This is a genomic window from Verrucomicrobium spinosum DSM 4136 = JCM 18804 (assembly GCF_000172155.1).
Taxonomy (GTDB): domain Bacteria; phylum Verrucomicrobiota; class Verrucomicrobiia; order Verrucomicrobiales; family Verrucomicrobiaceae; genus Verrucomicrobium; species Verrucomicrobium spinosum.
Genome location: NZ_ABIZ01000001.1, coordinates 6630432 through 6654525, shown reverse-complemented (window position 1 = coordinate 6654525; position 24094 = coordinate 6630432). Strand labels below are relative to the sequence as shown.

Annotated in this window: 18 protein-coding genes; 7 read left to right on the top strand and 11 right to left on the bottom strand. The window is 60.1% G+C overall.

Translation table 11 applies throughout. From position 1 onward, the window contains the following. Positions 1-9 precede the first annotated feature (9 nt). A complete protein-coding gene (locus tag VSP_RS41445) occupies positions 10-315 on the top strand; it encodes an ATP-grasp domain-containing protein (RefSeq protein WP_081452750.1) in 306 nt (101 codons plus the stop codon). A 125-nt stretch (positions 316-440) separates the two neighbouring features. On the opposite strand, the gene VSP_RS27045 is transcribed toward VSP_RS41445, so the two are convergent. The 5 genes from VSP_RS27045 to VSP_RS27020 all read right to left on the bottom strand — a co-directional run bounded on the left by VSP_RS27045 (position 441) and on the right by VSP_RS27020 (position 6558). Further along, the gene (locus VSP_RS27045) at positions 441-2294 is read right to left on the bottom strand and encodes a 3-keto-disaccharide hydrolase (RefSeq protein ID WP_009964678.1); all 1854 of its coding nucleotides are present in this window, start codon (positions 2292-2294) and stop codon (positions 441-443) included. Positions 2295-2518: 224 nt separating this feature from the next. Next, positions 2519-4378 (bottom strand): bifunctional serine/threonine-protein kinase/formylglycine-generating enzyme family protein, encoded by a 1860-nt coding sequence (locus VSP_RS40115; protein WP_009964677.1) that lies wholly within the window; start codon positions 4376-4378, stop codon positions 2519-2521. Between the two features lie 189 nt (positions 4379-4567). Further along, a complete protein-coding gene (locus tag VSP_RS27035; protein WP_009964676.1) occupies positions 4568-5350 on the bottom strand; it encodes an RNA polymerase sigma factor in 783 nt (260 codons plus the stop codon). Positions 5351-5963: 613 nt separating this feature from the next. Beyond that, positions 5964-6233, bottom strand: coding sequence for a CopG family antitoxin (locus VSP_RS27025; RefSeq protein WP_009964674.1), 270 nt, complete (start codon positions 6231-6233; stop codon positions 5964-5966). A gap of 43 nt (positions 6234-6276) precedes the next feature. Then, complete coding sequence (locus VSP_RS27020) at positions 6277-6558, bottom strand: BrnT family toxin (protein ID WP_009964673.1); 282 nt, start codon at positions 6556-6558, stop codon at positions 6277-6279. A gap of 381 nt (positions 6559-6939) precedes the next feature. Between VSP_RS27020 and VSP_RS27015 the strand changes: the two genes are divergently transcribed. Next, the gene (locus VSP_RS27015) at positions 6940-7713 is read left to right on the top strand and encodes an SDR family NAD(P)-dependent oxidoreductase (RefSeq protein ID WP_029190798.1); all 774 of its coding nucleotides are present in this window, start codon (positions 6940-6942) and stop codon (positions 7711-7713) included. Positions 7714-7719: 6 nt separating this feature from the next. Here VSP_RS27015 and VSP_RS27010 read toward each other — a convergent pair whose 3' ends face one another. Further along, entirely contained in the window at positions 7720-8175 is a 456-nt protein-coding gene (locus tag VSP_RS27010) for an RrF2 family transcriptional regulator (RefSeq protein WP_009964671.1), read from the bottom strand. Between the two features lie 105 nt (positions 8176-8280). Between VSP_RS27010 and hmpA the strand changes: the two genes are divergently transcribed. The 5 genes from hmpA (at position 8281) to VSP_RS26985 (ending at position 15404) form a co-directional block, all read left to right on the top strand. Then, positions 8281-9543 carry an NO-inducible flavohemoprotein gene (gene hmpA / locus VSP_RS27005; RefSeq protein WP_009964669.1) on the top strand — a complete coding sequence of 421 codons (1263 nt, stop codon included), beginning with the start codon at positions 8281-8283 and terminating at the stop codon, positions 9541-9543. Beyond that, a complete protein-coding gene (locus VSP_RS27000; protein WP_156344985.1) occupies positions 9540-10811 on the top strand; it encodes a hypothetical protein in 1272 nt (423 codons plus the stop codon). The genes hmpA and VSP_RS27000 overlap by 4 nt, the downstream gene beginning before the upstream one ends. 108 nt (positions 10812-10919) lie before the next feature. Then, complete coding sequence (locus VSP_RS26995; protein ID WP_009964667.1) at positions 10920-11585, top strand: GntR family transcriptional regulator; 666 nt, start codon at positions 10920-10922, stop codon at positions 11583-11585. Beyond that, entirely contained in the window at positions 11582-14026 is a 2445-nt protein-coding gene (locus VSP_RS37635; protein WP_009964666.1) for a PSD1 and planctomycete cytochrome C domain-containing protein, read from the top strand. The genes VSP_RS26995 and VSP_RS37635 overlap by 4 nt, the downstream gene beginning before the upstream one ends. Beyond that, on the top strand, positions 14004-15404 hold the full coding sequence (locus VSP_RS26985) for a DUF1501 domain-containing protein (protein WP_009964665.1): 1401 nt from the start codon (positions 14004-14006) through the stop codon (positions 15402-15404). Before VSP_RS37635 ends, VSP_RS26985 begins: the two co-directional genes overlap by 23 nt. A gap of 588 nt (positions 15405-15992) precedes the next feature. Here VSP_RS26985 and VSP_RS26980 read toward each other — a convergent pair. From VSP_RS26980 to VSP_RS26955, 5 genes are all read right to left on the bottom strand, one after another. Beyond that, a complete protein-coding gene (locus tag VSP_RS26980; protein WP_009964664.1) occupies positions 15993-16745 on the bottom strand; it encodes an SDR family NAD(P)-dependent oxidoreductase in 753 nt (250 codons plus the stop codon). A 93-nt stretch (positions 16746-16838) separates the two neighbouring features. Beyond that, on the bottom strand, positions 16839-18629 hold the full coding sequence (locus VSP_RS26975) for an IlvD/Edd family dehydratase (RefSeq protein ID WP_009964662.1): 1791 nt from the start codon (positions 18627-18629) through the stop codon (positions 16839-16841). 303 nt (positions 18630-18932) lie between these two features. Further along, positions 18933-21227, bottom strand: coding sequence for a 3-keto-alpha-glucoside-1,2-lyase-like domain-containing protein (locus VSP_RS37630; protein WP_198141239.1), 2295 nt, complete (start codon positions 21225-21227; stop codon positions 18933-18935). Between the two features lie 598 nt (positions 21228-21825). After that, entirely contained in the window at positions 21826-22521 is a 696-nt protein-coding gene (locus VSP_RS37625) for an SGNH/GDSL hydrolase family protein (RefSeq protein WP_009964659.1), read from the bottom strand. 142 nt (positions 22522-22663) lie between these two features. After that, on the bottom strand, positions 22664-23926 hold the full coding sequence (locus VSP_RS26955) for a pectate lyase family protein (RefSeq protein ID WP_009964658.1): 1263 nt from the start codon (positions 23924-23926) through the stop codon (positions 22664-22666). Positions 23927-24094: the final 168 nt, after the last annotated feature.

Genomic DNA, 24094 nt, shown 5'->3' with positions numbered 1-24094 from the left:
GGGTCACCCCTGACTCGGTGTCAATCTGGAGAGGAAGAAGCAACGAGGGCTTTTGTGGATTCGCTGCTGACGGCAACTGACGTCTCGATTCCATCTGCCTTCGTGCTGGATGTCGGTGTCACCCTGGAGCGGGGCTGGGCCGTCGTCGAGGCGAATCCATGCTGGGGCGCGGGGCTCTACGGCTGTGAACCTCAAAGAGTGCTGGAGGTGCTGAGAGGGTCATTGAAACACCGGGCGCTCATGAAGGATGGCGACTGGAGGTGGACTTCTCCACGAGTGAAGGCAAGGCGGTATGAGCTGGGTTCGAGGAGTTGAAAGTGTGGGCCCTGGCGGATGCTGCCCGCGTTGAAGGTTGACGCGTGATCCTCGGAATTCCGTCGTGATTCAACACGGCAACATTAGAAGCTGGATCAAGGGGGTGCCGGTGCTCCCGTTTCATCTCATTTGCCAATGTCGAGATATGCGGGCTGGCTGGCCGCGGCGGAGATCTCCTTGCCGTTTACGTCGTAGGCCCGCACCACCCAGCCGCGCAGGACGCCGTCCTCATTTGTGATGCCGTCGGTCATGCCGTTGGTGCGTTGCCAGACGGATGTGATGGAAAACTTCTCGTAGTAAGGGTGGTCCCCTCCAATGGTGAACTTTCGGGTTTCCGTACGGCTTGGGACCAGTTGTCGACCAGGAGTGAGCACCACCCAACTGGCCTTGACCGTGACGTGAATGTGGTCGTCGCTGGCGGTGTTGATGGACACATCCAGCGTGCGTTTGGTGTCGCCAAAGCCGGAGTTGGTGCCGCCGTTGGAGCTCCCACTGACCATGGCAAAAGCCGTCCTGAATTCATCCTCCGGTTTCGGAGGAGGGAGGGGCAAAGGTGCTTGACTGGCGGGGCCGATGTTCTCGCCGGGAACCTTGCGCTTGCCCAGGTCGGTCGCTTCGAACCGGGTGAATTCGTTGTCAAATTGAAGGAAATAACCAAAGGTGGAAATGAAGGGGATTTTGTTATTGGGGATCTTGATCCGGCCCGGCCCGGCCACTTCCCACTTGCCTGTGTAGGCCAGGGAGGTGCCGTGGAAGGCACGGAAGGTGCCATCTCGATCAAAGCGGACTTCACTCCAGCGTTTCGACGGCGGGGCCCAGACCTGGCGCCAGGCCCACGCCCGGGTGGTGATCACGCTTTCCAGCCGGGGCGGCAGGGTGGTGGATCGTGTGCCCCATATTTGGGAGGATTCATTGGACCCTGCGGCGGAAGACATTTTGAAGGTGGAGAACGTGGTATCGAAGACCAGTTCCACCGCCTTGCCGGAGTCTCCTGTAACCTGGATGGTTTGTGATCCAGTCATGCTCCACTTTAGCGCACGTTTATCTTTTAAGATCAAGGTGCCGTCGGGCTGAAAGGCTGCCAGGGTCTTGCCGAGAGGAGAGTTCCACTCCCACATGTAGTCCAGAAGACAGGCCTTTAGCGGCGGCAGGGTGTCGGTGGCGCTGTTGGGGGCCGGCGAGGCGCTGGAAGGGGCGGGCGAAACGTCGGGCGTTTGCGCGACCAGCGGCGCGTCGCGCAGATGCGTCAGCTTGAGGTTCTTGAACTGTACCGTTTTGGCTCCCCTCCCGTGATATTGCAAGCCCAGATGACCGGACTGGTAGCGGTACGCGGAGTCAACGCATTCTGCCGCTGGAAGTCCGTTGATGAAGGTCTGAATGCGATTGCCGTGGGCGATGATGCGAAGCGTATTCCAGCCTTCTTTCCGGTAAACCCGGTCGAGCACTTCCTGGGAGGTGGTGGTGCCGGTGGTGGTGTAGATGCCCATCATCGGATTATCTGAAACATTGCCATTCTGGGCGACGGTCCGCTGACCCGCCGGGGCGAGCAGTTTGCCCGGTGCATCCTCAATGACGCTGCCGTTGGTGTTTTTCATGACAGGCCATCGCTTGGGACGCTGGGCTCCATTGTCCATCTCGGCCTGGTAGCCCGTCAGTTTCAAGCCTGCGTTGTCCACGATGTGGGCGCGAAACTGAATGCCGGTGTTGGCGATTTTTTCGGGGTTGTTCGCGGTCAGTTTGTACTCACATGAGAACTCAAAGTCCTTAACGGTGCCGCCCTCCCAGATGAGGAAGGTGTTCTCCCGGTTTTCTGCGGCCCTTCCGGTAATAGCGCCATCCTGGACTGCCCAGACGGCCGGCAGTCCCCGCCAGCCAGTGAGATCCTTCCCATTAAATATCTCCATTTCCTGGGCACTCAGGCTCAGAGAGAGGTGAAGCGCGAGGGTGAGCACCGATGGGATGATCAAGGGCGATTTCATGGATGAACGACCGGGGAGGTTGAGGGGGGCGACGCAGGCGACCGCGAGGAAAATGAGAGTGATGTAGGGTCATAGGTGATTTTCGGGATTGGGAACGCTGCGTTGCAAAACAGGACGGCTTTTCTTTGCACAAGAGATCTTTGTAGAGAGGCGGTGGCCAGCTCCTCAAGTGATGAAGGCACGATCTCCCTGCTGCGGAGCGAGGCAGTGTCACAGGCCGTTGACTACGATCCCGCTGTTGGATCGGGAGGGGCGACTTCCAGCACACACCGGAAGCCATAAGCGATGTGGCGCAGATCGACCGCATTCTGCGCCCGGTGGGAGGAGTGCAGGTACTCCATGCCCTGGTCATTGAAACAACCTCCGCGGAGCACTTTGCGTTGTTGTGATGTATTGAACCAGTCCTGGCACCACTCCCAGACATTGCCACCCAGGTCATACAAACCCAGGGCATTGGGAGGGAAGCTCATCACCGGTGCGGTGTTGGCAAAACCATCGCGGTATCCTTTGATAAACCGCCCGGCAGGATAGTGGTAGGTTTCGGCAAGGGTGAGGTCGGCAAGATTGCCAGCCCCGCTTGGGGGTGGCCATTGCTGACCCCACGGATGCTCTCGGGTGATGGCGTCATTCAGGCTCTCGGGGGTGGCATCCAAAGGCTCCCTCCCGCCGATGCCCACCGCCATGCTCCACTCCCGGTCAGTCGGGAGGCGATAGCGGAGATGCTCCATCTGGCTGAGCCAAATGCAAAAGGCGGTGGCATCCTGCCAGCTCACCATGGAGACGGGGTGACCCGCACCAGGAGATATCTCAAGACCGTCCCTTATGGGGCGGACCCAGCTCCTGTCCATCGTCGCGGGCATGGCGTGGGTGTATGCCGCATAATCAGCCTTCCGGGTTTCATGAATGCACATCAACACGGACGTGCCGGGTACAGGCACAAACTTCATACCCAGATGGTTTGAGAAGGGCTGGGTGGCACTGTATTGGGCAGCTGTGAATGTCGCCATGGCCCTGACGGTCGGCATTGTCTCCCTGATGGTGGCAGGGGAGCTTCTGTTGCTGGTAACGTCATTTCCCACGGCGGGCGAAGGCGCGTTGCGACCGAGGACCCAGAGGGGCCGCTTCCATGCCAAGGCACTGACGGCGAGTGCCAGCCCGACCGAGATCGCGCTTATGCTCAATGTGATGCGGATGCGATTTCGCTTTCCAGTGGGTGACGGCTGGATGGTGGTACGCACTTGGTCCACCTCCTTCTGCATCTGCCGCACCTCCTGGTAGCGATGCGCAGGCTCCTGCCGCATGGCCTTGACCACGATGTCATCAAGTCGTGCATCCACGGGCGCCTTTTGCGAAGGTGGAGGAAAGGCTCCCTGTGGAGGAGAGCCAGTCAGCATCTCGTAGAGCATCACGCCCAGGGCAAAGATGTCTGCACGGTGGTCGGAGTGACCCTGGCGCAGCTCGGGGGCCATGTAGGCCGGGGTGCCCATGACCAGACTGGGCGTGGTGAGCTGGCCTCCTTCCGCTTCAGTCATCGGCCGTGCCAGGCCAAAGTCAGTCAGCTTCACCCTGCCTTCCGGGGTGACGAGTACGTTGGAGGGCTTGATATCGCGATGGATGATGCCCTCGCTGTGAGCATAATGGAGAGCATCACAGAGCTGGATGATGGTCTCCAGCACGCGGGTAGGGCTCATGGGGCGGGAGGTGAGGAGCTGACCCAGATCACAGCCCAGGACGAATTCCATCACAAAATAGAGGTGGCCTTCCTTGGTCTGGCCGAAGTCATAGACGGCTACGATGCCGGGATGCTGGAGGTGGGCAAGCGTTTGAGCCTCGCGCTGGAATCTGGCGACGAAGACCTCATCCACGGAGAGTTCCATAGGGAGGAGCTTGATCGCTACCTTGCGTTGCAGCGATGCCTGGCTGCCTTGATACACTGCGCCCATCCCGCCGAAGCCGATGAGTTTCTCGATCCGGTATTGAGGAAGCAACTCTGCCAGATGCTTCACATCGGGTGGATTCCAGGATAGAGCCGGGCCGTAGCCTGTGCCTGGGAGGCAACCCAGAAGCAGCTCTCTGGCGTCCAATCCGTGAAGCTCAGGAAGTCCCTGCCCGTTAGGCGGCGAAGGTGGGAGCGGGACGGACGCCGCGTCAGCTTCCCCTGGCCCAGGGTGTGGGGAATGCGAATCGCTCATGAAGGGAGATTCGGAATCGTGCAGACAAAGTTGCAAGCGGATTTCGCAATGTCGGATTCAGAGGGAAGCTGCAGCCCTGCTTCAAACGCATTCCAACAGCTCCTTCAGTTCATCTTTGACTGCTTGGGAAGAATCCTCTCCCAAGGTTGCTGCGACCTGTTCAAACATCAGTTCGCTCCAGCGCTGCCGGAGGCGGAAGATGTGGCTCCTCACCGTGGCCTCCGGCATCCCCAACTGTTTTGCCACGGCTTCGCAAGAAGGCAGCGCAGTGGGATCCGCCTTGAAGCCCAGGAAAGGCCGTAACGTCACAAAAAGCTGACGTTTGTCCCGGCGCTCATACTCCTCACCCAGCAATTGCAGGGTAAGTTCCAGGACGGTGAGAGCCCAGCGCCTTTGAAACAACCGGTCCGGGGTGAGGTGGTCCACAGGCTCCTCCGCGTAGCGTTGCTCAGCCCAGTCTGTATCCAGAGCCAGGCTCGAACTCACCCCCCGATTTCCTTCTCGCTTCTGGGCCATGGCTCGATCCCGCTCATCCAGAAGGTAACGTCTCAGGCAGGTGAGGAGAAAGGTGCGCAGTTTCCCCTTATCAGGATTTGCTACTCCCAGGAGATGTTTGTTCAGCAGTTTGAGGAAGAAACCCTGCACCAGATCCTGGGAATCTTCGCGGCTGTGGCCGGATCTTCTTACGAAAGCGTAGAGTGGGTACCAGTAGGCCCGGCAGATCTGCTCCAAAGCCTCCCTCGACTGTTTGTCATCGTCGGCAATGGCCTGCCTGATGACGCTCCACCGTGTGGTGTGAAACCCGCGGGGGAGGGCAGCATCTGGGCAAGGGGTGAGCATGGCGATCCATTTAATCTCGCTCATGACAAAAAGCGAGTCCAGGGCGCTCGCGTCTATGGAGGCGAGGCTGCGGTGGTGGGCGTCACCTCAGGTTTACCCGGGCGAGGCTCAAGACCAGGAAACACCGCGAACATCCGAGCTTAGAGGCCTTTCTGAGAGGCGACCCTGCAGTAACTGGCGAACTGATGCCAAGCATAAAAGGAAGCCATCAGATAGACCATGATGCACAGGTTGAGAACGCCCAAGAGTGGGACCAGATGGTGAGTCATCAAGACGGGCCCAAGCGTCTCAGATGAAAGCCCTGCTGAGAAAAGAGCGGGAATCTGAAATGCGAGGATGCCAAGCACGAAGAATATCCTTCTGGTAAACTGCCACCAGAGGGAGGCCAGCACCAAGGCAACTGCGGCAGATGCGATGAAAAAGATGGCCAGCCACCGACTGTCCGGATGATCGTGCTGAAGAGCGGTCCACGGCACTTGGGACAGGCGCGTCTCCCGCCAAGTTCCTCCTGGGAGTAGTGCTTTCGACAGGGCCTACAGGTGAATACGTCGCATGCGGGAGAGGGCATGATTCAGATTGGCCAATCATCCGATTTAACCAAACTGACGATTCAAACGCAAGCGAGCGTCCGGTTCCCCTAATCCTTCAATTCCTGCTCCATGCGCTCGCTCAACCACTGCTTGATCATGCTCTGGTAGTTCAGGTACCGTCGGCGCGCGATGCGCTTGATGCGGGAGAGCATGCGGGGATCAAAGCGCAGGGTGATGGTGGTGGACTCACGCACATCCGGGCGGTGCATGGAGGTCTGCATGAGCCGGGCATCCAGCTGGTGCACCATCCAGAACTTGGCTTCCTCCTCCTCATTCTCAAAATGAGGCATTTCACTCCAGGTGCGGATCAATTTCATGTGGGGGCGGTCAGGGAGGCCAGATGGGGAGAGAGGACAGGGGCTAGAGATCTTCAGACTTCTTGCGCTCGTAGAAGTGTTCTTCTTCGGGGCTCATCGGACGGGAGAGGATCACCCGGTAGCGCTTGCCATCCGTCCAGAAGACGCTGAAAATCCCCCTCCCAGAGAGGGACTTGCCGAGGGAAAAGTAGCGCGCCGCGCGGACATCTTCGCTCTCACCATCGGGCAGAAGTTTCAGGGCAAAAGGGTCTTCGAAAGACTCCTCGATATCCTTGGGAGGCAGCGTGGTCAGGTCGAAAGGGACGTCTATCCAGTCAAACTCCATGAAGTTTCAAGGCAAAGGTCGAAGGGGACTCTGGTGCGGGCAATCCATCACCCTAGATGGCAGATGGGGCAAGTTCTATTCTTAACGGAGAGGCAGTTTCTGCCGGAAACCAATCAACTTGAGGTGCATAGCGGGGGTGAATGTCGGTGAAATCCGGACGAATTGGGACGAATTGGCCATGGCTGAGCTGTTTGGTGGATGGGTGATAAGAAACATTCGGAGTCATGGGGAGTGGTTGACCCTAGCCTGCGTCTTGGTTTACAAGACGGTTGGAGGGCGCACCCTGCGCGATACAAAAGTGACCGATGGAAGTGGTTCTGTGTCAGCGCACCATTCCGTGGTTGAGCAGTTGGGGGCCATTGCTAGGCTGAGTCCATGAGCATGTTCTCCCTGCATGGAAAAACCGCGGTGATCACCGGTGGTGGGTCGGGTATCGGCGAAGCGATGGTGCGAGCTTTTGCGCGTCAGGGGGCCAGGGTGGAAATTCTCGATCTTGATGAAGCGGCTGCGGGCCGCGTCGCGCAGTCGGTAATCGAGGAAGGAGGGGAGGCGGGGGCCGCTGCATGTGATATTGCTGACGCGGACTCCGCAGCCAACGCCATCCGCAACGTGGCCGCCAAGTACGGAAGGTTGGACATTCTCGTCAATAACGCGGGGATCGCTCATGTCGGCAATGTGCAGACGACTTCTGAGGCAGACCTCGACCGGATCTATCGGGTCAATGTGAAAGGGGTGGCGAACTGTCTCCGACCGGCGGTGGAGATCATGGCCGGCCAGGGGGGCGGGGTCATCCTGAACATGGCTTCCATTGCGGGCCAGATGGGGATTGGCGACCGGTTTGCCTACAGCATGAGCAAGGGGGCAGTGCTCGCCATGACCTACTCGGTGGCTCAAGACTACCTGAAACAGGGCATCCGGTGCAATGCCATCTGCCCAGGGCGGATTCACACGCCTTTCGTAGATGGATTTATTGCCAAGAACTACCCCGACCGACAGGCAGAGATGTTTGAAAAGCTCTCGAAGACGCAACCAGTAGGGCGCATGGGCACACCCGAGGAGGTGGCTGCGGCGGCGGTCTTCCTCTGTAGTGATGAGGCCAGCTTCATCACGGGCGTGGCCTATCCTGTGGATGGCGGCACGCTCTATCTCCGTTGATCAAGGTCAGGCGGGCATGGATTTGCCGCGTTTTGCCGACCGGGTGAGCGCCAGCAGCTCATTCGGGTGGCGGGCCAAATCGCGCACCGTGAAGGAGTCCAGTACATCGAAGAATGCCCGACGGGCCTGAAACAAGATCGGCTTCAAATCGCAACTCCGGTGGATGGGGCAGGTGTTCGTCTTGGGCTGAAAGCACTCCACGATGTCGGTGTTTTCCGTATAGCGGACGATGTCGCCCACCTTGGCCTCTGGGGTATGCTTGGCCAGCATGACTCCTCCACCGATTCCGCGGCTGGAGACCAGCCAGCCACCCTGGGTCAGGGACTTGGCCACCTTCACAAGGTGATTGACGGACACGCCGTAGAACTCCGCCATCTCCCGGGTGCTTACGTTCCTGTCCGGATGGGAGAGGAGGTAAATGAGGAGACGCAGGGCGTAGTCCGTGTGGTAGGTGAGCTGCACGTACGAGAGCTTTAATTGGGCCGACGACCGCAAAATAGGCGCAACATTTGCCCTTTTAAATAGGTATTTAATGTACCTATTTCAAGCCAACCTGAATTGACAACCATGCTTAGCCCACAAACCATCGCCATCGTCAAAGCCACCGCTCCGGTCCTGGAGCAGAATGGAGAACTCCTGACTCGTCACTTCTACGAGCGGATGTTCCGGCACAATCCAGAGGTCGCTCCCTTCTTCAATAGGGCGAACCAGACCAGTGGGTCCCAGCAAAAGGCGCTGGCCGCCGCCATCTGCGCCTACGCTGCGAATATCGACAACCTTGAGGTCCTGGGTGGGGCCGTGGAGCTGATCGCCCAGAAGCATGCCTCTCTGCAGATCAAGGCCGAGCACTATCCGATTGTTGGCACGAACCTTTTGGCGTCGATTCGCGAGGTTCTCGGCAGTGCGGCCACGGATGACATTGTGAACGCCTGGGCGGAGGCTTACCAGTTCCTCGCGGACATCTTGATTGGGCGGGAGAGCCAGATCTACCGGGAACATCGCGAGGCACCAAATGGCTGGGAGGGCTTCAAATCCTTCTTCGTCACGCGCAAGGAGCAGGAGAGCGAGCAGATCACCTCTTTCTATCTGGAGACCGCGGATGGCAGCAACGTGCCGGACTTCAAACCAGGGCAGTACATCACGCTGCGCCTGCCCAGCCTGTGCGGGCACACCACCATGAGGAACTACAGCCTCTCGGACAAGCCGGGCCAGTCGTGGTATCGTATCAGTGTGAAGCGTGAAGCGGCGCGCGCCGGGAGCACTCCGGACGGTTTTGTTTCCTCCTACCTGCATGACCAGGTCCGGGTGGGGGATCGTATTGAGGTCGGGCCGCCTTGCGGAGAGTTTTTCCTGGACGTCACGGAGAAGCACGCCCGCCCGCTGGTGCTGCTTTCTGCCGGGGTGGGTGTCACCCCGGTTATGTGCATGCTGCTCAGCGCGCTGGAGGCCACGCCGGAACGAGAGATCTTCTTCCTGCACGGCTGCTTGAACAGCCGCCACCATGCGTTCCGTCAGAAACTCAATGGGCTGGCCAAGGATCACCCGAATCTGGTCGTACATCATCGCTATGACGATCCGACTGAGATGGACCGACTGCGCATGCACCGGGACCACGCGAGCGAGGGGCGTATTGACGCATCGCTCATTGAATCTCTGGTGCCAGATCGGGACGCAGACTATTATTTCTGCGGGCCCAAACCTTTCATGATCGATATCTACCATCAGCTTCTTGCCTGGGGTATTCCCGCCTCTCAGGCCCGCTTCGAGTTCTTTGGTCCCCGCCAGGAGCTGGAGCGTCCACGCGCTCAGTCTGCGGTCTGCCCGGTATGAGCGTCGTCCCCTCAACTGCCCATCTGCTTCAGCGGCGGTCTGGTTCCCGGGCCCGCTGGCTTGCGATGGTCATCATCGCCATCGGCTTCATCAGCCAGGTCGCTGACGGTGGGGAAAGTTCTAGGAAAGAGCAAGGTGACCCGGTCCGCCGCCTGTGGAAGCGGGTGGCGGATGGGCGTGTCCAGCTGGATGCCAGCTCGGAGTCCGCCTTTCTGAAGAGCGTGCTCCGGGAGTTGAAGGTGCCGGTGGCTTCTCAGGTATTGGTTTTCTCCAAGACCAGCCTGCAAAGGGACCTCATCTCACCGCAGCAGCCCCGTGCGATCTACTACAATGACGAGTGCTATGTGGGCTGGGTGAAGGGAGGGGCGATCGAGCTCATTGGTGTGCATGCTGTGGAAGGGCCCCAATATTACCTGCTGCAGCGTTCGGTGGCCGGACTGGAGAAAGGCCCCGTCTTTCAGGTGGGCAAGGATTGCTTCAGCTGCCATGGCGGAGCGGCCCTGCAGGTGCAGTCAGTGCGGGTGGATGGGGAGGGACAGCCACTGACCGGCAGCGTCAGTTTTTCCACCACGGAGGAAAGCCCTCTGGGTGAGCGATGGGGCGGGTGGTACGTTACTGGCCACTCGGGGAAGGAAGCTCACCTGGGCAACCTCGTCGCAGGTCAGCATCCATCGAGGATAGGGACGGCTCCAGAGACGTTGGCCGATCTGCTTCCCGCGGCGGTGTATCCCACTGACACGAGCGATATCGTCTCCCTCATGGTACTGGAGCATCAGTACAGCATGCAGAACGCGATCACCGAAACCGGGCGGGCGGCCCGGAGTCTTCTTTCCCGCATGATACCTGGGGCTGAAGTGCCGCTGCCGGTGGCCACTGGGAAGCGCCTGCTTCAGAAGCATGCCGACCGGTTGGTAGCCCGTTTGCTCTTCACCGAGGAGCACGAACTGATCGGAGGAGGGGTGCAGGGGAGCGCCGCGTTTCAGGAGGCCTTTCGCCGATCCCGGCGGAGCGCGTCAGACGGCAGTTCCCTGCGCGACTTCGAGCTGCACACCCGGCTTTTCAAGTACCGCTGTAGCTACATGATCTACTCGCCCAGCTTTGTGGCGCTGCCGGGCGAGTTCAAAAAAGTCCTCTTCCAACGGCTGGCGCTGAGGCTGAAGGACCAGCCGACCGATGAGGCGGACTGGCTGCCCAATACGGAGCGGGCGCAACTGCGCCGGATCCTGACCGAGACTCTGGGTGGGGAAGACTTGTCACTCACGCCCTGATTATTTCGAATCTGGCTGGGGCACACGAAAGAAGGAGAACCGACATCCGTATCAACTGGCATACCAGTTGGATTCCAGTGCGATTTCCCCAACTCAAGCCACCCCGCCATGCCTGACTCCGCACCGCCCTCCCGGCTCCAATCCCGGGCCTATGCCGAACTTCGCCGACTCATCGCGTCGGGGGAGTTCCCGCCCGGCACCTTCATGTCGGAACGGCAGCTTGCGATTCAGTTTGGCATGAGCAAGACGCCCATCCACGTGGCGTTGGAACGTCTGGAGTCCGAGGGGTTTGTGACCATCTCCGCACAGCAGGGGATCGTGGTGCGGGGTATGAGTGTGGACGACATTGTCGATCATTATGAACTGCGGGAGGCCATTGAGGCCTGGGTGGTGCGCCGGATGGCTGGCAGGGTTTCGCCAGAGCAGGAGACAAGGCTGCGGGAGAACATCGCTCAGCAGAAGGTCGCCCTGGAGGCTGATGATCTCGTGAAGCTCATGCATCTCGACGAGCAGATGCACTACCTGTTATGCTCATTCCTCAACAACCGGGAGATCATCTCCACCATGGAACGGCTGCGCGACAAAATTCACCAGGTGATCCTTCGTGTCACGGACACGGACCGCACCCGGCCAGCGGAGAGCGTGGAGGAGCACGTGGGCATAGTGGAGGCCGTTTGCGCTGGCAACGGCCTGCTCGCCGCGGACCTGATGACGGCCCACCTTGAGGCGGGCAAGCGTCGCATCCTGAACCCTGAACGCTTTGCGCGGCGATGACTGGTTGGTGGCAATTCTGTGTGTTGCTACCGGTCGCCCTGTTCACAGGGCGGAGCCAGACGTTTGCGGCATCGGAGGTGGACTTTGCACGGGATGTGCAGCCCATCCTGCAGCGACACTGTGTGAAGTGCCATGGGCCGGAGGAGAGCAACGGTGGCTTGCGCTATGACCACAAGCAGGGGGCTTTTGCCCAGGCTGACTCCGGAGCCCACGCCATTGTGCCGGGCAAGGTCGAGGAGAGTGCCTTGCTCAAACGGGTGTCATCATCACACAAAGATGAACAGATGCCGCCGAAAGGGGGACGATTGACTCCCCAGGAGGTCGCGGTACTCCGTACCTGGATCGCTGCCGGGGCAATCTGGCCAGACAGCCCCGGTGCCGCAGAGCGGGCCGACGTTGCCGCCAGCAGGCATTGGTCTTTCCAGCCTTTGTCCCACCCCGTGGTACCGGAGGTAAGAGATAGGGACTGGTCGCGCACGCCGGTGGACAGGTTCCTGCAATCGCGACGGGAGGCCGCAGGTCTGGAAGCGTCTCCCGACGCGGATGCCCGGACATTGATCCGTCGCGCCACCTATGATCTGACCGGGCTTCCTCCTACGACGTCAGAGGTGGAGGAGTTTGTTCAGGCCTTCTCGCGACCAGAAGCGCGCGAAGCTGCGATGGTGGCCCTGGTGGATCGTCTGCTGGAAAGCCCCCGCTATGGAGAACGCTGGGGGCGGCATTGGATGGACTGGGTGCGCTATGCAGACACGGCCGGGGACAACTCCGACTACCCGATCCCGCAGGCCTATCTGTACCGCCAGTATATCATTGATTCCTTGAACTCGGACGTGCCGTACAACCGGTTCATCACCGAGCAGATCGCCGGTGATCTGCTTCCGGCGGGGAGCCAGCAGGAACGCAACCGCTTGAACATCGCCACGGGATACCTGGCGATGGCGCGGCGCTTTGGCTCCCTGGTGGAGCGCTATCCCTGGCATCTTACCATTGAGGACACCATCGACAACATGGGGCGCACCATGTTGGGGCTCACCCTGAGCTGCGCCCGCTGCCATGATCACAAGTTTGATCCGGTTTCCACGCGGGACTACTATGGGCTGTACGGCATCTTCGCGAGCACCCAATACCCGTTTCCTGGGCTTGAGCTCTTCAAAGCGCAGCGGGATTTTGTGCCCCTGATTCCAGAGCTGGAGGCGGCGGAATCCATGGCCCCTTATCAGGCGGAGAAAGACCGGCTGACGGTGGAACTGGAGACCCTGCTGGCCCGGTGCGAAAAGCTGAAGATCGAGAATGCCGCCCTGGAAAAAGACCGGACTGTGGAGGAACAACGACGGAAGAAGGAGGAGCTGGACGGGCTGCTGTTCCAGGCGCGAAAGGCCGGGGAGGCTCTCGCGGATTATTTGAAACAACTTCCGGTGCTGCCTGCCGCATATGCGGTGCAGGAAGGGGAACCCCAGAACGCCCGGATCCAGATCAAAGGAGAGCCGGACCGTCTGGGCGCAGAAGTGCCCAGGAAGTTCCTGGAGGTGCTGGGCGGCGCGGCCCTGCCGGTGGAGACGCAGGCGGGCAGTGGACGGTTGCAACTCGCCCAGTGGGTGGCAGATGAGCAGAACCCGCTGACGGCACGGGTCATCGTGAATCGCATCTGGCAGCGGCATTTTGGCACCGGGCTGGTCCCCAGCACCAGTGACTTTGGCCTGCGCGGGGAGGCCCCCACCCATCGCGAGTTGCTGGACTGGCTGGCGGCGGAGTTCATGCGCAGCGGGTGGTCCATGAAACAACTGCACCGCCTCATCATGACCTCGCGCGCGTACCAGCTCTCCAGCCAGGACACGGAGGACAATGTGGCCAGTGATCCCGGCAACCGCATGTACTGGAAGTTCGGGCGGCAGCGTCTGGATGCGGAATCGCTCCGTGATACGCTTTTGTTTGTCAGTGGTGGTCTGGACCTTGCCCCCCAGACGCAACCCTACGCGATGCCGCCAACAGCCAGGTGGGACTACACGCAGCACCATCCGTTCAAGAGTGATTACCCCAGCAGCAAACGGAGCGTGTACCAGATGACCAGGCGGCTCACTGCGAAGCCGTACCTGCAGACCTTTGACGGAGCCGACCCGAACGTCTGCACCAGCACCCGCGACAGCTCGGTGACAGCATTGCAGGCACTCTTCTTTGTGAATGACAAGTTTGTTCACGAGCAGGCTGACCGGCTGGCCAAAGCCCTGCTGAAAGAGGAGGGTGGGTCGGAAGAGGTCCGTCTGCATCAGCTTTACACCAGCTTGTTTGCCCGCGAACCCGACGAGGCCGAAACCCAGATGCTTCGGGAGCATCTGGCATCGGTCCGCCAGACTCTGGGAGACAGTGAACAGGCCGAAACAATGGCCTGGTCCAGCCTCCTTCGCAGCCTGTTCCGGCTCAATGAATTCCTGTACCTCGACTGACAGCCCCCCGGTGGTGACCATGAACTCCTTCCAGCAACCCCGTCGCGCCTTTCTGCGCTCCCTTTTTTGCAGTTCCCTGCTCGGGCCGGGCATGTTGTCTGAACTGCTGGGTGCTGACGACAGCCAGGATCCGCTGGCGGCTCATCGCTCCCATACCTCCGCTCGTGCCAAGCGCGTCATCTTTATTTATGCCACCGGGGGGGTGTCGCACATTGATACGTTTGACCCCAAAACGATCAAAAAGGGACGAGACGGTACAGGGCCGGACAATCTGATGGGCAACATCTTCGGCTCGGGGCGCAACCAGCAGTGCGGCACCGAGGTAAGCGACATCTTCCCGCACGTGCGCAATGTGATGGACGAGATCTGTTTGATCCGGACCATGAAGGCCTCCCACTTTGACCACTCAGAGGCCACGTTGGGAATGCACACCGGGTCGCCCACCTTTGCCCGGCCCAGCATGGGCTCGTGGGTGAGCTATGGACTGGGCACCTTCAACCAGAACCTGCCCAGCTACATCGTCATCGCTCCGCAACTGCCGTACGGAGGCACGCAGGTCTATGGCAGTGACTTTCTTCCCGCATGCCATCAGGGCACCCGGGTGATTCCTGGAAACAACCCCATCGCCAATCTGCGCTCACCGGAATCGGGGCGTGACCTGCAGAACTTGGAGCTGGGCCTGGCCGACCGGTTGAACCAGCGGCACTTCGCCACCCGCGCGCATGACACCGCGCTGGCGGCGCGCATCAAGTCTTTCGAGACGGCGTTTCAGATGCAGCAGGCGGCCCCGGAAGCCTTTGACCTGAGCAAGGAGCCGGCGCACATCCGGACACTGTATGGCCTGGATCGCAACGTGAAGGGGCCAGGGGCGGATTTCGCCTGGCAATGTCTGGTGGCCCGCCGGCTGGCGGAGCGCGGTGTGCGTTTCATTGAACTCATTGACACCGGCTCCCGCCCGAACTGGGATTCACACGGGGAGATGAAGGACCATGCGGAGCTGGCCTCCAATGTGGATCAACCCACGGCGGCGCTCATCACCGATCTCAAGCAGCGGGGCATGCTGGAAGACACCATCGTGCTCTGGGCCACGGAGTTTGGGCGCACCCCAGGCCGCGAGGGGACCAACGGACGTGGGCACCACCGGGACTGCTTCAGCGTCTGGGTGGCAGGTGGCGGATTCAAGCCGGGTCATGTGCACGGGGCTACGGATGACATCGGCAAGTATCCAATCGAGAAGCCGGTGGAGGTGCATGACCTGCATGCTACCATCTTGCACCAGCTCGGCATGGATCATGAACGTCTGACCTTCCGTCATGCAGGCCGGGACTTCCGCCTGACAGATGTGCATGGGCATGTGATGACCGAGCTGCTGGTGTAGGGGGAGAGTGCGGGGGTGTGTTTTACCTGCGAGCTCCGCGGCCGAGCACCCTTTGGGTATGCGAACGTTTCCCGCGGGATAGACATGGCATACGCAGAAGTTAGTGCCTGCCAAGGAACCGGCGAGACTGACATGGAGGTGTTGATGGCGATGAGGAGGAAGGGGATGCTGTCGGCCTTCCCACCTGATCATCCTCCGCGGAGGCACCCAGGGTTGACTCGCTTAAGGCTCGTCCAACCGCTGGGCTGTGCTAGAAATCCCCTTCGGGGATCGGCTGCGAACTGAGCAGTAGTTGGTTCCTTGGTGGCCACCCCAAATGCGCGTCAGTTGGTCTGTTCTCCTCACGTCGCCAACTGCAATCGGTAATGCTTGTCGCACGGCAGAAGGGATCGTCAAACAGCTGCTGTGCCCGCACACACTTCGACGGCTCACGCATTTGCTCCAACCCACTGGTGTTTGATCGCCAACTGTCCAGTGCCTCTGTAGTTGTCCACGTGAGGAGGCACTAACTGAAGCGTCTGCAAGCTCCGGCTTCTCCCCGAAGTGACCAAGTTTCCACGGACGCGGGGGCTCAAACTTGGACACGCCCTAATAGGTGGCGCGGCCGCCCGTGAGGTCGAATGTCGCCGCGGTGCTGAAAGAGCAGTCGGAGGAGCACAACCAAGTGGCCATGGCGGCGGCCTCTTCCACCTTTCCGAAGCGGTTCATGGGAATCTTGGATCGCATGTAGTCCACATGCTGAGGCGTGAGTTGCTTGAGGATGTCCGTCTCAATGACTGCCGGGGTGATGCAGTTCACGCAGATGTTTTCCGTGGCGAGTTCTTTGCCCAGGGATTTGGTCAGGGCGATGACTCCCGCCTTGGCGGCGCTGTAGTGCGATGCATTGGGATTGCCCTCCTTGCCGGCCACGGAGGCGATGTTCACGATCCGGCCATAGCCGTTGGCAAGGAGCTGGGGCACCACGGCCCGGCAGCACAGGAAAACTCCAGTGAGATCGATGTCCACCACCCGCCGCCAGTCGGCGGGATCCATCTCCCACATGCGAGCGTTCGTGCCCGCGATGCCAGCGTTGTTGACGAGGATGGAGATGGTGCCGAAACGTTGCAACGTGTCCTGGGTGGCAGCAGCGACGGAGGTTTCAGAGGCCACATTCACCGCGGTGGAGTGAACTTTATCTGGTTGGTTCAAAGTCTCCTTTGCGCTCTCCAGAGCAGCGGGGTCCAGGTCCCATAGACAGACATTGGCACCGCTTTTCAGGAGCCGTTTGGCAATGGCAAAACCGATGCCTCGGGCACCGCCCGTGACGATGGCTGTCTGGCCGTGGAGGTCGTATTGATTCATAGGGAGGTGCCATTTTCCCACAGTGGCTCCCGCGAGCGAGGGCCAATACTGTGCATTTTGTGACAGGTCACCTCCATCAATTCAACGCACTTCTTAATGATTGTCGCGTGGCACGGCGGCTCCTACATTGCGGTAGCAGGTGGCGAAGTCCAGGCACATCCCCGTGCTGAGCTGGCCGGCGCAGCGGCGGTGGATTTCCTGCCAGGGTGTCTGGTTTTCCAGCACGGGTGGCTTCCAGGCTGCGCGTCTGCTTTCCAGTTCTTCGTCTGAGAGCAGCACGTCGCAACGGCACTGATTGAGGTCAATGACGATCCTGTCACCCGTCTGGAGGAGGGCGAGACCGCCGCCCACGGCTGACTCGGGAGAGGCATTGAGGATGCTGGGGCTGGCGCTGGTGCCGCTCTGCCGACCGTCACCAATGCAGGGCAACTCAGTGACCCCGCGACGCACCAAATAGTCAGGAGGGGTCATGTTCACCACCTCCGGTGCCCCCGGGTAGCCGATGCTGCCGCTGCCGCGGATGACCAGGAAGCTGTTTTCATCGAGCTCCAGGGCGGGATCGTTGATCCGCTCGTGGTAGTCCTCCGTGCCTTCGAACACGACGGCCCGCCCTTCGAAGCGGTTGGGGCTGTCGGGGTTCGAGAGATAACGTTCGCGGAAACCGGTGCCAATGACACTGGTCTTGATGATCGCGCTGTCAAAAAGGTTGCCGGTGAGCACGAGGAATCCGGCATTGGGACGGAGCGGGGCCTCGTAGGTATGGATGACATCCTGGTTCGATGCATGAACTCCCGCGGTGTTGTCCTGCATGGTGCGGCCGTTGACCGTCAGGGATTCACCGTGGATGCGTCCCGCACGCAGGAGTTCTCCGATCACCGCGGGCACGCCGCCAGCGCGGTGAAAGGCCTCGCCCAGATAGCTCCCTGCCGGCATGAGGTTCACCAGCAGCGGCACATCATAGCCATGCGTCTGCCAGTCTTGAATATTGAGTTCCACCCCCATGTGGCGGGCGATGGCGATGATGTGGGGCGGGCAGTTGGTGGAGCCGCCGATGGCGGAGTTGACCACGATGGCGTTCTCGAACGCCTGCCGGGTCATGACCTTAGAGGGTTTCAGGTCTTCACGCACCATGTTCACGATGCGGAGGCCTGTCTCATAGGCCATCTGTCCGCGTTCGCGGTACGGGGCTGGGATGGCGGCGCTGCCCGGCAGCGTCATGCCGAGCGCTTCGGCGAGGCTGTTCATGGAAAGGGCGGTGCCCATGGTGTTGCAGTGACCCAGGCTCGGCACGGAGGCGCAAGAACGCTCCATGAACTCCTCGTAGTCGATCTTGCCTGCGGCATAGAGCTGGCGGGATTCCCACACAATGGTGCCGCTGCCTGCCAGCCTGCCCTTGTAGTGACCATCCAGCATCGGGCCAGAGTTCAGCATGATGCTGGGGAGATCGACTGTCGCCGCGGCCATCAATGCAGCAGGCGTGGTCTTGTCGCATCCGGTGGTGAAGACCACGCCATCGAACGGATAGCCGTGGATGACTTCCACCATGCCCAAGTAGGCCAGGTTGCGATCCAAGGCTGCGGTGGGACGACGCACGGTCTCCTGGATGGGATGCACGGGGAAGACAAAGGGCACCCCGCCGGAATCTCGCACCCCGGCCTTCACCCGCTCCACGGTCTCCAGGTGCACCCGGTTGCAGGGGGAGATGTCACTGCCCGACTGGCTGATGCCGATGATGGGGCGGCCGCTCTGGAGCTCTTTCCGCGTCAGGCCGTAGTTCACGAGCCGCTCCACATACAGCGCCGTCATGCCAGGGTTGGACGGATTGTTCAACCACAGTTCACTTCGGAGACCGTGAGGCATGGATTCGGGAGCGTCATTGGACATGCGGAGATCAACGCAAATCCGGGCAAATGAAGCAAGTGTTTCGAGCCAAAAGTTTAGGGGTATGCAGGTTTAACCACAGAGGAATACAAAACTTCAAAAGTCAGAAACCAAACTTCAAGGAAAGATCAAGATTCAAGCTCAAAACCCAATTCCGTTAATTCCGTTAATTCTGTCTGAAAAATCAGTCTCTGTGTTCTCTGTGTCTCTGTGGTTAAACCTGCATTTTGCTTCGGTTGATGACACAAAAAAACTCCCGGGAAGGCTCTTGGCCTCCACCGGGAGTCGGGATGGATCGTGTATCTCTTACTTGATCGGCTTCACGCGGATGTTGCGGTAGCGCACGAACTGCTTCGTGAAGTCGCCGCCGCCGTGCACCTGGAGGCCGATGTTGCCGGCCACGGGCAGGCGGGCTTCGGTCTCGGTCCACTCCATGATCTTCATGCCGTTGATCCAGGTGGTGATGGTGGGCTTGTCACCGCCGGTGATGCGCATCTTGAACTCGTTCCACTGGCCCGCCTTCCAGAAGGTCTTCCACTGCTCAGGTGTCATGGCCACGGGCTGGGGCGTGCGATCAGGATTGAGTTCGATGTCGCTCTCCGTCTTGCCGAAGGTGAAGAATCGCACGTGGGGCTTGCCGCCCAGGCCCTCGCCATAGATGCCCATGAGGCTGCCGCCGGTGTGGAAGTCGATGAGACCCTGGTAGCACTTGCCGTCTTCCGTGCTGCGCAGGAAGAGGCCGCTGTCTGGACCGAAGTCGTTCTTCATTTCCAGAATGACCTCGAACTGGCTGTACTTCTCGTCGGTCAGGATGAGACCGCCGTTGCCGGGGACATCCTGGCTGCCGGTGATGGCACCGTCCACCACTTCCCACTTGCCGCCGGACACGTTCTTGGAAGTGCGGCTGTGGCCGGACTTGGCGCTCACGTGCCAGCCCTTGAGCGTCTTGCCATCAAACAGGCTGATGAAGCCGTCCTTGTCGGGTGCGGCGGCAGGAGTCGTGACCTCGGCCTTGCGCACTTCTACGGCGGGTTTGGCCGGAGCTGCGACAGGCGGCTTGGGCTTGGTGATCATGTCAAAGTCGTCGGAGCGGAACGGCGTGACGGGCAGGCCTTCCACACTGTAGAGGTTGAAGATCGGATTGTCCGACCAGGCGAAGCGCACGGCGACGGGCTTGGCCACCTGATCGCTCCAGACTTCGACCTTGTCCTTGCCCACGATCTTGCCCTGGGCCCAGGCCCACTTCTTGTCTTCGCCGCAGACTGCGAACCCCTTGACCTCATTGACGTCCACGGTGCGCAGGCTGCTGCCGTAGCAGTTGAGGGTGACAATGGCTTTGTTTTCCTTGAACTCAGCGCTGATGAACTCGGGGCTGCGGTAGGGGATCTTGACGCCGTAGTCCTTGGCGAGGGCCAGGCGGACAAGGCGGTCAGCCACGTCGCGCTTGTTCTTCGGGTGGATGTCGTTGGCCTCACCGAGATCGGTGATGACGGCCTGCCCGGTGTTGGGCAGCTTTTGGGAGAGGGTCTGTGCTTCACGAAGTTCCGCCCAGTCGCTGTCGCCCGGGTTGGGTTGCTCCGCTTTGAAGTCAGCGAGTTGGACCCAGTAGAAGGGGAAGTCGCCCTGCTTCCATTCTTTGCGCCAATGCTCAATCATGAGCGGGAAGAGATCGCGATACTCAAAGGCGCGACTGGCGTTGCTTTCGCCCTGATACCAGATGGCACCTTTGATGCCGTAGCCAATGGTGGGAGCAAGCACGCCAGCGTAGAGGTTGCCGGGGCGATGCTGGCCAGCGAGCTGATTCTGCGGAGCCCGGGGTTCGGGCGGCAGGGGTTTGCCGGCTTTCTTGGCTTCTTCCACCTTGGCGGGCCAAGCGGCCTTCGCGGCGGCGAAGTCAGCTTTGACCTTCTCGAAGTCATAGGTGGCCTCGGTCTGCTTCCACCGTTCCATCAAGCTCGCAAAGCGCATGTCGCCTTCCAGGACATCACGGCGAACCCAAGCCTCGGCAGCGGAGCCGCCCCAGGCGTTGTCGATGAGGCCGATGGGCACGTCCAGCATCTGATGGAGGGTGCGGCCGAAGAAGAAGCCGACGGCGGTGAAGGCTCCCACATTGGTTGGCGAGCAGGGTTCCCACTGGCCGTTGAAGTCCTTCTGAATCTCCTGAGTGCCGACTTGAGGAACGGAGATCAGGCGGATGTTGGGGAACTTGGCCGTGGCAGTCTCAAGGTCCGCATCCCAGGAGCCTCCGACGGTGAAGCCCATGTTGGACTGGCCGGAGCACACCCAGACTTCACCGATGAGGATGTTGTTCAGAGCCTTTTCAGAGGAGCCCTTGATCGTCATCGACTGTGGCGTGGCATTCGCAGGCATGGGGTCCAGCTTCACGAGCCACTTGCCGTCCTTGTCCGCCTCTGCGGTCTTGGTTTGTCCGGCAAAGGTCACGGTCACCTTCGTGCCCGGTGTGTCCCAGCCCCAGATGGGGTCAGATTGCTTCTGCTGAAGCACCATGTTGCTGCCAATGATGGCAGGCAGCTTGAGTTCTGCGAAGCCTGCCGTGGAGACGGCGAGCGACGCACAAAGGAGGAGGAGCGTTCGTTTCATGATGGATGACAAAATCCTGGTGAGGAATGCATGGGAACGTCGCTGCAACGCCATTGTTATCGGAGGGTGAAGAATTCTTAAGCCGGGGGAAATGTTCAAGAACGTGCCGTCTCGAACGTCCTGCCCGAAAAAACCTCCCCGATTTTATGAAATGGCACTTCGAAACCCTGTTTGCGTGACGGTGGCTCAGGTCGGGAATTTTGGCCCTGTTTGCCTCGGTGGCGAGTCTTCCCGGGGCGGAATCCTCCCCCGCTGGGTGCCAGGGCGCGGGTAGCGTTTGAGGTGCTGAAGAGCACACCCACCTTCTCCAGCACAACGATGGGAATCGCCGGCATCACCCCTGGCGAGGTTTTTGCTTTTCGTGATTTGCTGGACGCACCCAAGCGGATGCCGCCTTGAAGATCCTGCTGAAGGAGGCCACGGGGCATGGCCGGGCGATCGAACGGTCTTTACAGGGGGCGGTGGATGAGACATCCTGAAAGGGTCTGTTGCTCGCCCTGTTTCATGAAGCCTCAAGCCCGTTTCCTGAGTGGTCTTAAGGGTTATGAGAGTCTTGATCCAACCCATAACGTCTAACATCTAACTCCTAACTTTACTTTCATTTCTCCACCGCCTTTACCACCAGCTCAGCGAGCGCCTTTGATCCTTCAGGCTTGAAGTGCACGTTCACGGGCAGCTGCCAGGTTTTGTAGTTTTCTTTGGTGGCCGTATAGAGGTCGTCCACGGCGATGTTTTTCTCCTTCATGATCTTGAGGGCGGCGGCATTGTAGCGCTCCACGTCTTCATTGCTCCGGTACACCTTGTGAGGACCCTCGGGCACGTAGGTGGTGGTGGCGAAGATGAGCTTCGCGCCGGTGGCCTGGAGTTTGCCCACGATCTCGCGGAGTTGTTTTTCGTAAACCTCCACCGTGGCCAGGGGCGGGTCAGTGGCCTGGTCGGACGTTTTGGTGGGATCATCGCGCAGCATATGCTTGAGGTCGTGCAGCCCCCAGTTGAAGTGGATCACATCCCATTTGCCGCCGTCGATCTGAAGCCAGCGGTCAATGTGCTGCACTCCCGCCGCGGTGCTGCTGCAGTTTTCAGCCTTGCCGTTTTTCATGGGGCGCAGCACCACGGCTTTGTCCGCCAGCAGTTCCTGAACAAAAGGTGTGTAGCCAATGGAGATGGAGTCACCCAGCAGCAGGACGCGTTTTTTGGCGGGTGTCGCAGCCGGCTCGGCTCCAGAGGCAAGGGAGGTAAGCGCAAGGGCGGCCAGGGCGCAAAAAGCGGATCGGGAGAGATGGCGGACGGACATGCGTGGTGTAACGCGGGGGACGGAGGGAAACTTCAAAAAAACAAACTTCAAACTTCAAACTTCAATCTGAATCTGTGGCTGCGCTCCCGTTCCGGAGCTTGAAGTTTGGATTTTGGAATTTGATGTTTTGATCTTGAAGTTTTCACTTCGTTTCTGGAGGTGGCGGTGCCAGCTCCAGTTCGCGGGCCAGCTTCTCCAGCCACTCCCGGCGTCCTGTGGCCGGCACCTCCATGGCTTTGGCCACGGGGGTGATGCGGGGATAGCCACCGACCTGCTCCTGACTGTCGATGATGTGGCCGGCGCCGGTCAGGCTTTCCCGGATGATGCGCTGGTCAATGGCATCCCTCTCCGCAGGGCGGGCTCCGGCGAAGCGGGTGACGTGCCAGAGGGTGGAGGCGGGGCTTTGAGCCTGCAGCCCCTGGGGCCAGACAGGAGGCTCTGGAAGAGTGTCGAAGGGCTTGCGCAGGAGGGGCAGGGGTTTCCCATCCCAGAACCAGCCTTCATTGTCTTTGAAATAACCCTCAGCAGTGCCCTCGAAGATGGCAGAGGTGGGTTTGCTGCGGTCCCCGTGCAGCACGACGTTTCCCACCACGGAGATCTTCGCTTTAGGGAGGTCTCCGGTTGTTTCATCAGGCACGGAGGTGTGAATGGCCCGCTGTCCGGGATTGGCGATGACGTTGTTCACCACCACGCCGGAAGTGTTGAGTTTGAAGACGGGATTGCGCTCCACATTGCTGGCATAGAGGTTTCCCACCAGCGCCACTTCCTTGGTCCCATCCATCACGAGGGTGCCCTTGGAGTGTGGGCCCTTGCTATGCGAGGAATTGTCGAGCCCTTCGGCAATGATGCAGTTGCGGATGACGATCTGATGTCCCTGGCCTTCCTCCAGGGGAGCGGATGAGGAGGCGGAGATTTGCTCATCCAGCCCCCAAGTGGCTGAGCAGTGATCGATCCAGACCCGGGCGACATTGCCATACGTGGTAATGCCGTCCGGCTCCCACCCGCTTTTGCGAGCCATGCCAGCATCTCCAGGGCGAATGCGAAGGTGCTGCACCAGCACCTGGCTGGCCTCGATGTTCAGTCCGCCTTTGATGATGGTGATGCCCGGGCTCGGTGCGGTTTGGCCGGCGATCACGACTTGGGATTCCTCCAGCTTGAGCGATTTCTGATCCAGTTCGATCACCCCTGCCACGTCGAACACGATGATCCTGGGGCCCTTGGCCCGCAGGGCTTCACGGAGGCTCCCTGGCCCGTCATCCGCCAGGGTGGTGACCCTCACCACCTGGGCCTGATCGAGATTAAATCCGACATCGGGGACGATGGCGTCCTGCCACTGCCAAGCGGCCGACAGGAAGGACGTTGACGAGAGGGTGGCGAGCAGTATGGCGGTGAGAATCGACCTCATGGCTGAGCAAACACTTTTCCACTCCAAGGAGTTGCAAAGAATTTACTCTCTCGGTCAAGGGGGGCATTTGCGGATGCTCCTGTTCCCATTGCCCTGCTTGCCTGTTGTGGCTTCTATGGTGAACTCGTGCACGAGTCTAAGGCGGGACGCGATCCACAGCACTCAGCC

What these genes read in the sequence shown, in the direction of transcription:
- VSP_RS27025 (WP_009964674.1), bottom strand. Translation starts at nt 6,233, where the DNA reads ATGAAATTGATCCGCACCTGGAGTGAAATGCCTCATTTTGAGAATGAG.
- VSP_RS27015 (WP_029190798.1), top strand. Translation starts at nt 6,940, where the DNA reads ATGTTCTCCCTGCATGGAAAAACCGCGGTGATCACCGGTGGTGGGTCG.
- VSP_RS26955 (WP_009964658.1), bottom strand. Translation starts at nt 23,926, where the DNA reads ATGAGGTCGATTCTCACCGCCATACTGCTCGCCACCCTCTCGTCAACG.
- VSP_RS37630 (WP_198141239.1), bottom strand. Translation starts at nt 21,227, where the DNA reads ATGAAACGAACGCTCCTCCTCCTTTGTGCGTCGCTCGCCGTCTCCACG.
- hmpA (WP_009964669.1), top strand. Translation starts at nt 8,281, where the DNA reads ATGCTTAGCCCACAAACCATCGCCATCGTCAAAGCCACCGCTCCGGTC.
- VSP_RS37635 (WP_009964666.1), top strand. Translation starts at nt 11,582, where the DNA reads ATGACTGGTTGGTGGCAATTCTGTGTGTTGCTACCGGTCGCCCTGTTC.
- VSP_RS27000 (WP_156344985.1), top strand. Translation starts at nt 9,540, where the DNA reads ATGAGCGTCGTCCCCTCAACTGCCCATCTGCTTCAGCGGCGGTCTGGT.
- VSP_RS26995 (WP_009964667.1), top strand. Translation starts at nt 10,920, where the DNA reads ATGCCTGACTCCGCACCGCCCTCCCGGCTCCAATCCCGGGCCTATGCC.
- VSP_RS37625 (WP_009964659.1), bottom strand. Translation starts at nt 22,521, where the DNA reads ATGTCCGTCCGCCATCTCTCCCGATCCGCTTTTTGCGCCCTGGCCGCC.
- VSP_RS27035 (WP_009964676.1), bottom strand. Translation starts at nt 5,350, where the DNA reads ATGAGCGAGATTAAATGGATCGCCATGCTCACCCCTTGCCCAGATGCT.
- VSP_RS26975 (WP_009964662.1), bottom strand. Translation starts at nt 18,629, where the DNA reads ATGTCCAATGACGCTCCCGAATCCATGCCTCACGGTCTCCGAAGTGAA.
- VSP_RS26985 (WP_009964665.1), top strand. Translation starts at nt 14,004, where the DNA reads ATGAATTCCTGTACCTCGACTGACAGCCCCCCGGTGGTGACCATGAAC.
- VSP_RS27045 (WP_009964678.1), bottom strand. Translation starts at nt 2,294, where the DNA reads ATGAAATCGCCCTTGATCATCCCATCGGTGCTCACCCTCGCGCTTCAC.
- VSP_RS26980 (WP_009964664.1), bottom strand. Translation starts at nt 16,745, where the DNA reads ATGAATCAATACGACCTCCACGGCCAGACAGCCATCGTCACGGGCGGT.
- VSP_RS27020 (WP_009964673.1), bottom strand. Translation starts at nt 6,558, where the DNA reads ATGGAGTTTGACTGGATAGACGTCCCTTTCGACCTGACCACGCTGCCT.